This window comes from Kitasatospora sp. NPDC050463, from assembly GCF_040655255.1.
Lineage (GTDB): Bacteria > Actinomycetota > Actinomycetes > Streptomycetales > Streptomycetaceae > Kitasatospora.
In genome coordinates this window covers 1-7,354 of record NZ_JBFAJO010000159.1, presented here as the reverse complement: position 1 = coordinate 7,354, position 7,354 = coordinate 1, and the positions used below count along the sequence as shown (strand labels likewise).

The 7,354-nt window shown below is 72.0% G+C and carries 7 protein-coding genes; 2 read left to right on the top strand and 5 right to left on the bottom strand.

The features are described 5' to 3' along the window. Window positions 1–85: 85 nt before the first annotated feature. The 5 genes from AB0J08_RS40625 to AB0J08_RS40605 form a co-directional block, all read right to left on the bottom strand. Window positions 86–748 (bottom strand): hypothetical protein, encoded by a 663-nt coding sequence (locus AB0J08_RS40625; RefSeq protein ID WP_360644917.1) that lies wholly within the window; start codon window positions 746–748, stop codon window positions 86–88. 72 nt (window positions 749–820) lie between these two features. After that, window positions 821–1,324 (bottom strand): hypothetical protein, encoded by a 504-nt coding sequence (locus AB0J08_RS40620; RefSeq protein ID WP_360644914.1) that lies wholly within the window; start codon window positions 1,322–1,324, stop codon window positions 821–823. A 607-nt stretch (window positions 1,325–1,931) separates the two neighbouring features. Beyond that, a complete protein-coding gene (locus tag AB0J08_RS40615) occupies window positions 1,932–2,717 on the bottom strand; it encodes an ATP-binding protein (protein ID WP_360644911.1) in 786 nt (261 codons plus the stop codon). A gap of 119 nt (window positions 2,718–2,836) precedes the next feature. Then, window positions 2,837–3,934 (bottom strand): Mu transposase C-terminal domain-containing protein, encoded by a 1,098-nt coding sequence (locus tag AB0J08_RS40610; protein ID WP_360644908.1) that lies wholly within the window; start codon window positions 3,932–3,934, stop codon window positions 2,837–2,839. Between the two features lie 16 nt (window positions 3,935–3,950). Continuing rightward, window positions 3,951–4,505 (bottom strand): hypothetical protein, encoded by a 555-nt coding sequence (locus AB0J08_RS40605; RefSeq protein ID WP_360644905.1) that lies wholly within the window; start codon window positions 4,503–4,505, stop codon window positions 3,951–3,953. Between the two features lie 338 nt (window positions 4,506–4,843). Here AB0J08_RS40605 and AB0J08_RS40600 point away from each other — a divergent pair, with 338 nt between their 5' ends. Both AB0J08_RS40600 and AB0J08_RS40595 read left to right on the top strand, forming a co-directional pair. Continuing rightward, complete coding sequence (locus AB0J08_RS40600) at window positions 4,844–6,355, top strand: hypothetical protein (protein WP_360644902.1); 1,512 nt, start codon at window positions 4,844–4,846, stop codon at window positions 6,353–6,355. 103 nt (window positions 6,356–6,458) lie between these two features. Further along, a complete protein-coding gene (locus AB0J08_RS40595) occupies window positions 6,459–6,851 on the top strand; it encodes a ribosomal protein L7/L12 (RefSeq protein WP_360644899.1) in 393 nt (130 codons plus the stop codon). The last annotated feature ends 503 nt before the right edge of the window (window positions 6,852–7,354 follow it).

Sequence of the window (7,354 nt, the reverse complement as noted above, 5' to 3'; positions counted from 1 at the left end):
CCCATCTGATCGACGCCTGCCTCACCGAGACCGGACTGATCATGGACGGCTGAGCTCAGCAACAGCCGACATCACGCAATCAAGTTCAGTAGCGGCCGTCGTTGATTCGTACCCCGCCCTCGGTGGTCCGCCAGTGGGCGGGTCCGGGTTGTCCCTGCTGTTCCAGGAGGAGGAGTGCGAGGTGGTCGGGGTCCTCGACGGCCGTGCGGGCGTGTAGTGCGGCGGCCCGGCGGGGAGTGGCGGTCTTGGGCGGACTGTTGTCGCCCATGGCGGGGAGCAGGAGCAGCAGGCGGGCGTGGGCGTCGAGGATGCCGGCGTCAAGGGTGCCGGGGTCGGGCGGGGTGTTGTCGGCGGCGGTGGCGAGCTCGGGCCAGGACAGGGCGGGTCCCATGAAGTGGCCGTCGTCCCGGGCGAGGAGTTCGGCGGTGTCCCAGGTGGGGTGGTGCAGGAGGTAGTCGGTGCCGCGGTCGCCGTCGATGGTGCGGTAGATGACGTGGAAGCGGTGGCCGTCGGTGAGCGGGACGGTGGACAGCGGCCAGTCCTCCTTGTCCCACAGGGCGCGGTAGAACTCCATGGCGGCCTCGTAGTCCGCGCCGAACAGCAGCCGTTGGGCTTGCTGGCTGCGGGCACACGAGCCGAGGTGCGAGAGCCAGAAGAGCGGATCCTCCAGGAGGTCGGGGTAAGGGGTGAACGGGCCGCCCTCGTAGCCGGGCAACCAGGACGGGGCAGGGTCTGCGGTGTCGGTCACGCAGCCATCATCACGCCCCACACCGACAGGGCCCGGGGACGGTCCCCGGGTATGAGAGCAGCAGGTGTCTTCTCATTGGAGGGCAGCGGTTTGGAGCTCCGGGGGGAGGTTGGGCAGGGGGATGCAGGCCGTCCAGTGGGGGCCGTCGGGTAGGGCTTCGGGGAACTGGGGGCGGGGGAAGCGGCCGCGGCCACGTCCGGAGGGGTCTTGCGGGGGTCGTAGGCGGCAGTGTTCGGCGGCTTGGAGCAGCGTTGTCAGAGCGGGTTGGGTGTCGGTGAGCAGGCGGGATCCTGGGTTTCTGCGGTGCTGGTGGTAGCGGGTGGCGGCGTCCAGGAGTGGGCGGGCCCATCCGGGTACGCGGTATACCGCGCAGCGGGCGGGGGTGCGGTGGCGGGCGGGGTCGTGGAGGGTGAGGGTGGCGCGTGCGGAGTGGTAGTCGGTGGGGGTGACGGCGGCGAGTTGGTTGAAGGGGACTCCGGTGATGAGGGCCGCGGCCAGGGCGGCGGCCTTGGCGGGGTGGGCCAGGCGGTGTAGGCGGGCGGAGGCTTCCTCGGTGCGCCCTGGCGGGGGTTTCATGGGGAGGCGGTCGGCGGTGGCCGGTGGCGGGGTGCAGTCGCACGGTGGCTCGGGTCTGTCGGTGAGTGCGAGGTAGGTGAGGGCGGGGAGGGTGAGCCACGGCAGCGATGTCGCTGGTGCGTTGCGTGCGGGTGGGGGTCGGCGGTGCTGCTCGGGGTCGGGGAGGGCGTAGGCGGGCAGGCCGTGGGTGATGGCGTGGTCGGTGCCGGCCAGAGCGCGGGTGAGGGCGGGGGTGGGGGTGTGGTGGCAGACGACGGTCAGGTGGGCGCCGGTGTGCTGTTGGAAGGCGAGCAGGTGGTGCCAGCGGGCGGGGGTGAGGAGGTGGCCGCGCAGTAGGACCAGGTGGTTCAGGCCCGTGGTGCGGGCCCAGGCTGTGGCGGCGGTCCAGGTGAGTGCGGGCTGGGTGTTCCAGCGTCCGGGTGGGGTGTAGGGCTTGCCGAGGGCGGCGAGGACGTCGTGGGCGAGGGCGGCCGGGTGGTCGGTGCCGGGGGTGGGGTGGACCGTGACCTGTCCGGTGGCGGGGTCGTGGGCGGCCAGGGCGGCGTGGCTGCAGGCGGGGTGTCGGCGGGGTCGAGCGCGAGGGTGAGGGCGGGCAGCGGGCGGGTGCTCACGTGCTGGTGCCTAGGCGCTGGTAGACCTGGCGCAGCAGGTGTTCGTCGACGTGGGTGCGGTCTTGGGCGGTGAGGCCGTCGGCGGCGTGTTTGGTGATGCGGGCCCAGGCGCGGAAGTTGCCGTGGGCGGCCTGCTTGTCGACGAGTGCGATGAGGTCGGGGTCGACGCCGTCCCACATCGGGTGGAAGGCGGGGATGGTGGCGAGGACCTCCGGGAGGGTGAGTGGGAGGGCCTGCTGCCAGATGAAGACGCGGGAGGCGAGCATCGGTTCGCGGCGCAGGACCTTGGCGCAGCCGTCGCCGTCGGCGAAGACGACGGCGATGTCGGTGGCGGGGTCGTCCCAGAGGTAGCGCCAGTACTCGAAGCATTCGCGGGAGAGCCATTGGGCTTCGTCGCAGACCAGGACGTGGAAGGAGCGGGCGAGAGCGTCTTTGAGGACGGTGTCGAACTCGATGGGCCGCAGTGGTGGTTCGCCGGGCAGGGCGAGGGCGCGGAAGAGTTCGTGGCGGATGTCGCGTGGGGTGGGGCGGGCGCGGAAGGCGACGCGGTAGGTGTTGCGGGGTGCGAGGTGGCGCAGCGCGGCGTTGACGGAGAAGGACTTGCCGTTGCCGGCGGCTCCGGAGAGGACCATCATCGCGCGGGCGTCGAGGGTGGCGGCGATGTTGTCCTGGGTGGTGCGCAGGGCTTCGGTGGCGACGACGCGGGCGTCGGTCAGGTTGAGGTAGTGGTCGGCGCGCTCGGGGGGCAGCATGCCGGGGCGTACGGCGGGCGCGGTGGTCATGGTTCTCCTACCCGGGGGTGCGGGGCTGTTGGGCGTGAGGGTGGTCTTGGTGGTGGGCCTGGGTGTTCGCGATGTGCGGCGGAGGAGGGCTGAGGGCGGGTGGCCCGTGTTCGGCCCGGTCACCGTGTCGGGTCGGTTTCGGTTGGCGGCGCGGGGCGCCGGTCTGACGGTTTGCGGCGGGGTGCGGCAGCGGGTTGGGGTAGGACCCAGCCGTCCGGGAGCGGGGCGTGGGGGATCAGTCCGGGCAGGGCCAGTGCCCGCAGGTCCCGGCCGTCGGCCGTCGCCAGTTCCTCTGCCGCTTCCGCCGCTGTCAGTGCCTGGAGTGGTTCGGGGGTTCGGGCGGTGGTGACGGCCGCGAACCGCTCGGTGCGCAGTCGTTCGGCGGCGGCCAGTGCCTTCTTCAGCCTTCGCTGCTCTGCTGATCTGGTGCGGCGCACGGCGGCGCGTTGCTCGTCGGTGGCGGCGTCGGACAGTTGGGCGGCACCGAGGTGGGTGCCGGTGACGGAGTCGACGATCTCGACCTCGTGGGCGTGGTGAGGCAGATACCGGACCCGGACCTTGATCCCGTCGTCGGCCAGGCCCTGCATCCAGTCGCCAACGTAGTACCGGCCTCGCCAGTACACGCCGCTGGTGGTGAGCGTGCGGGCTCGGCCGTCGTCCTCGAGCGTGAACGCCCACAGCTGCCCCGGCTTCGGGTCCTCGATCGGCGTGGGGTCCTCCAGCCAGGCCTGGACAGGTGTGCGGCCGGCCAGGGCCGGTGAGGTGTGCTCGGTGTTCCACCAGTGCACCCAGTCCAGCAGGAGTTGAACGAACGCGGTGAACGTCAGCGGCGCCGTGTCGTCCTTGGCGCGGTCACGGCGGCGCAGCGAGGCGGTCGGGGCGTGGGTGTAGCGGGGCAGCGAGGCGAAGAGCATCCGCTCGGCGCACCGGTTGAGGTTCTCCACCGTGCCCTTCAGGTGCGGGGTGTAGGCGGGCAGGTCGTGCACGGGGACGGCGAACGCGCCGAGCGCGGAGGCAACCGTGCGGGAGAGGAAGTCCTTGCCGCGGTCGATCCGGACCAGAGCGGGCAGGCCGCCGATCGGACCGTAGGGGCCGTCGGGTTCGTCGCGGGCGATCGCGGTGCGCAGCGCCGCCAGGATCGCGTCGCGGGACGGGGTGTGCGGGGTGATCGCGACGCCGGTGACGGCGTCGTGGGCGCAGTCGATGAACCAGGTCACCCACGGGCACACCAGCTCACCGTTGAGGTCGACCTCGACGGGGACGTGCTTGTGGTCGCCTTCCCAGCAGGCGTTGCGGCCGGCGCAGGTGCACGTCGTGGGCGCGCCGGGCTCGCTCCCCGCCGGCCAGGGCGGCGCGCTGGCCCGGGTTCAGGTCCCGGCGGATCGCCCGGTGCAGCGTCGCCAACGAAGGCACCGCCACCGGAGAGGGTGCACCCTCGTCGTCCTGCTCGCCCGCGTCGCCATCGGCGCGGGCCTCGGCGAGCAGTTCACGGTGCACCGCGGCGGCGTTCCCGCACCACAGAACCAGCCGGGCATGCAACTGCGGGGTGACCGTGAAACGCTCCCGCTGCCTCGTGCCGGTCCTTCCCTCGGTACGCGCCGCGGCCAGCCAGCGCCACACCGTACGCAGCGAGACCTCCACCGCGTCCGCGACCAGCCGCACATGGCCAGTCGTCAACTCACCTCTCATGTCCAGGGCCAGCAGCCGGTCCACCGCCTGCTGCCGCGCGAGCACAACCGGCACCACCCGCCCGGCGCCGGCCTGCCCGGCCTCCTCCCGCATGAACACCGCCCCACTCCCCCGGCCGCTGTGAGAACCCGCGCCCCTCCGGCACAGGCGCCTTGGATCCAGGAAGCCGGAGTCTGCGCAGGCGTGACACCGCAATCGGCATTCCGCTGACACCACAGTGGGTTGTGCGGTACACGCACGGTTTGGCTGCGGCAGCGGGCGGCGCGGTTGGGCGGTACGCGCGCGACCTGCGCGGTTCGAGACGGAAGGCCGGCCACTTCCACCAGGCAGGACCGGTCCGCCGGGTGGTGCCGTGCTCGGGCCGCTTTCGGATACGGCCGGTGCCAACGCTGAAATTCGCCAGCCGTTCCATCATGTGTCGGGCAGGATGCTGCCCTGTGAACCACGTACTGCACGGGCTGGCCGCCAACCCGGCGCTGCCCTCCGAACCGGTCGACCGGCTGATCGCAGTGGCGGACCCCGACCTCGCCGAGGCCCTGGCCTGCCGCCCGGACCTCAGCCATGCACAGGTGAGAGCGCTGGCCTCCCGCTTCGAAGAAGCCGCAGTGCGGCTCGCGTACGAGGGCCGGCTCAGCGCCACCGACGTCAACCCCGCCGTACAGCCGCGCGCCGCGCTCGCCCTGCTCGAAGAAGGCACCGGCAGGCCGCAGTGGGCGCGACTGTTCGCCGCCGATCCCCTCGTGGAGTCCCGGGAGAAGCTGGCCGCCTGCCCCGATCTGCCGAGGGACGTGGCGGCGGCGCTCGCCACGGACCCGGAGGTTCGAGTCGTCGCGGAACTCGCGCTGTGGACGGTGTCGGACCTCGCCGCCCGGCTCGCGCAGCACCCGCACACCGAGGTCCGCCGCGCAGCGGCGGCCAACGAGGCGACACCGCCGACCCTACTGGCGGCGTTGCTCACCGGAGAGGGGCTGCCGGCGGCACGGTCCTGCCCGGTCTGCGACCGCGAGACGACCCCTTTCGTCCACGACCCGCACTGTCCGGACCCCGACTGCGAGCTGCCGCCGGGAGCCGCCTGCGACGGCTCCCACGAGTCCGCTGCGCACGACATCCAGGAAGCGGCCCTGCGCAACCCGGCCACCCCCGCAGCCGCAGCCGTGTTCTTCGCCGACCACCCCTCGGTGCTGCTGCGCCAGGAACTGGCCGCCCGCCCCGACCTGCCGCCCCAGGTGTACGCGCGACTCGCCGAGGATCCCGTCCCCTGGGTCCGGGCCCGACTCGCGGACAATCCCGCGATCGACGAAGCCCTGATCCGCACCCTGGCCACCGACCGCGGTCACGACGTCCAGCGCCGGCTCGCGCACCACCCGCTCCTGCCGCTCGACGTCCTCGCCCACCTTGCCAGTGCCACCCGGCTCGGCTCTCCCCTGCTGCCGCGCATCACCGCGGCCTGTCCGGCCGAGGTCGAAGGGCTGGCCGCCTCACCCGATGCGACCGTGCGGATGCTCCTGGCCCAACGCCGCGACCTGCCGGCCGAAATCCGCGACACGCTGGCCCGCGACCCCGACGCCAAAGTGGTCAAGTCCATCGCACCGCACCCAGGACTCTCTGAAACCCGGTTGCGGGCGATGGTCGAACGGCACGGGCCGCGAGTCGTCGCGAAGGTGGCGGCCAATCCCGACGCGACACCCGCCCTGCTGGAACATCTGGCCCGACACCGGCCGCCGGTGCAGAAGGCGTTCCGCGAAATCGCCCGCCACCGCCACGCGACGGCCCCGGCCCTGCTCGCGTGCCTGACCGACCGACAGGCCAGGCCCATCGCCGCCAGCCATCCGGCCCTACCGCCTGCGGTCATCGTCGAACTGCTCGCCGACGACAACTGGCAGGTAGTGGAAGCGGCCGCCGCCAACCCGTCACTGCCACCGGCATCGATGCTGGAACTGGTGCCCTGACCGGGCCAGGACGCCGCCCCGGCCGAGCGAAAACCCATGGCCTGACAGCCTGCCAGGGCGATTGACTGGCACTGGGCACAACACCGACCGACGAGGGGTATCCGTGGAAGACCCGGATTTCGCAGTTCTGCTGGCCGGCGACTCCCCTCACGACCCGACGGCCCTCAAAGCGGTCCGCACGGTCACCGGGCTGAGCCTGTGGCGCAGCCGGCAGCTGTTGGACAGCGCGCCCGCCACCGTCAGGTCGGGTCTCCCGTTCGACATCGCCGCTCGCACAGCGCAGCACCTGCGCCAGGCCGGCGTACCAACTGGGATCCGGTGCGGCTGGTGCCGACGCACCCTGCCCGGCGACGACATCCCTGTCGACCCCGGCCCCTGCGCGTCCCCGTACTGGCCCGCCGCCCACTGCCAGGCCAACTCCATGACCAGCTGCGACTGCGACTTCTGCGAGGCTTACGGCCCCCTGCCCGGGCACACCACCCACCCCGGCCCCTGAACCCATGCCGACGGGCCGGCCCAGGTACAGCGGGGCAGCCGCCGCTCGCACCAAGCCACAGCAGAGCAACGCGCGCAGCGGGGCGGAGACCGGAAGGCTGGAAGGACGGGAACCACGGCGCCGCGCCCAACGGCTTACGCCAAAGGGCAGGGGGATTCGGATTGTGCTGAGGCCGTACCGGACACCCGACCGCGAGCCCGGGCTCGATCCATGAGCCCAGGTCCGACACCACCCGGCACCAAACTGGCCGCCCGTTCAGGGATCTGCATCAAGATGTCACTGGCCGATGTCTCCTGATGTCACCACACATCCGCACCCCGATGACACCCAGCACTCCCCCACCCCCATACGCCACCGTCATGAAGGGCCGGTGACACCGATTGATCCCCCAGTGACAACAATCCGCAGTGGGCTTGATCCGCTTTGACGGACACTCCTGATCAGGGGCTTCGGCCCCGGAAGGATGATGTCCATCATGGAGAGCATGGGGAAGAAGAAGCCGA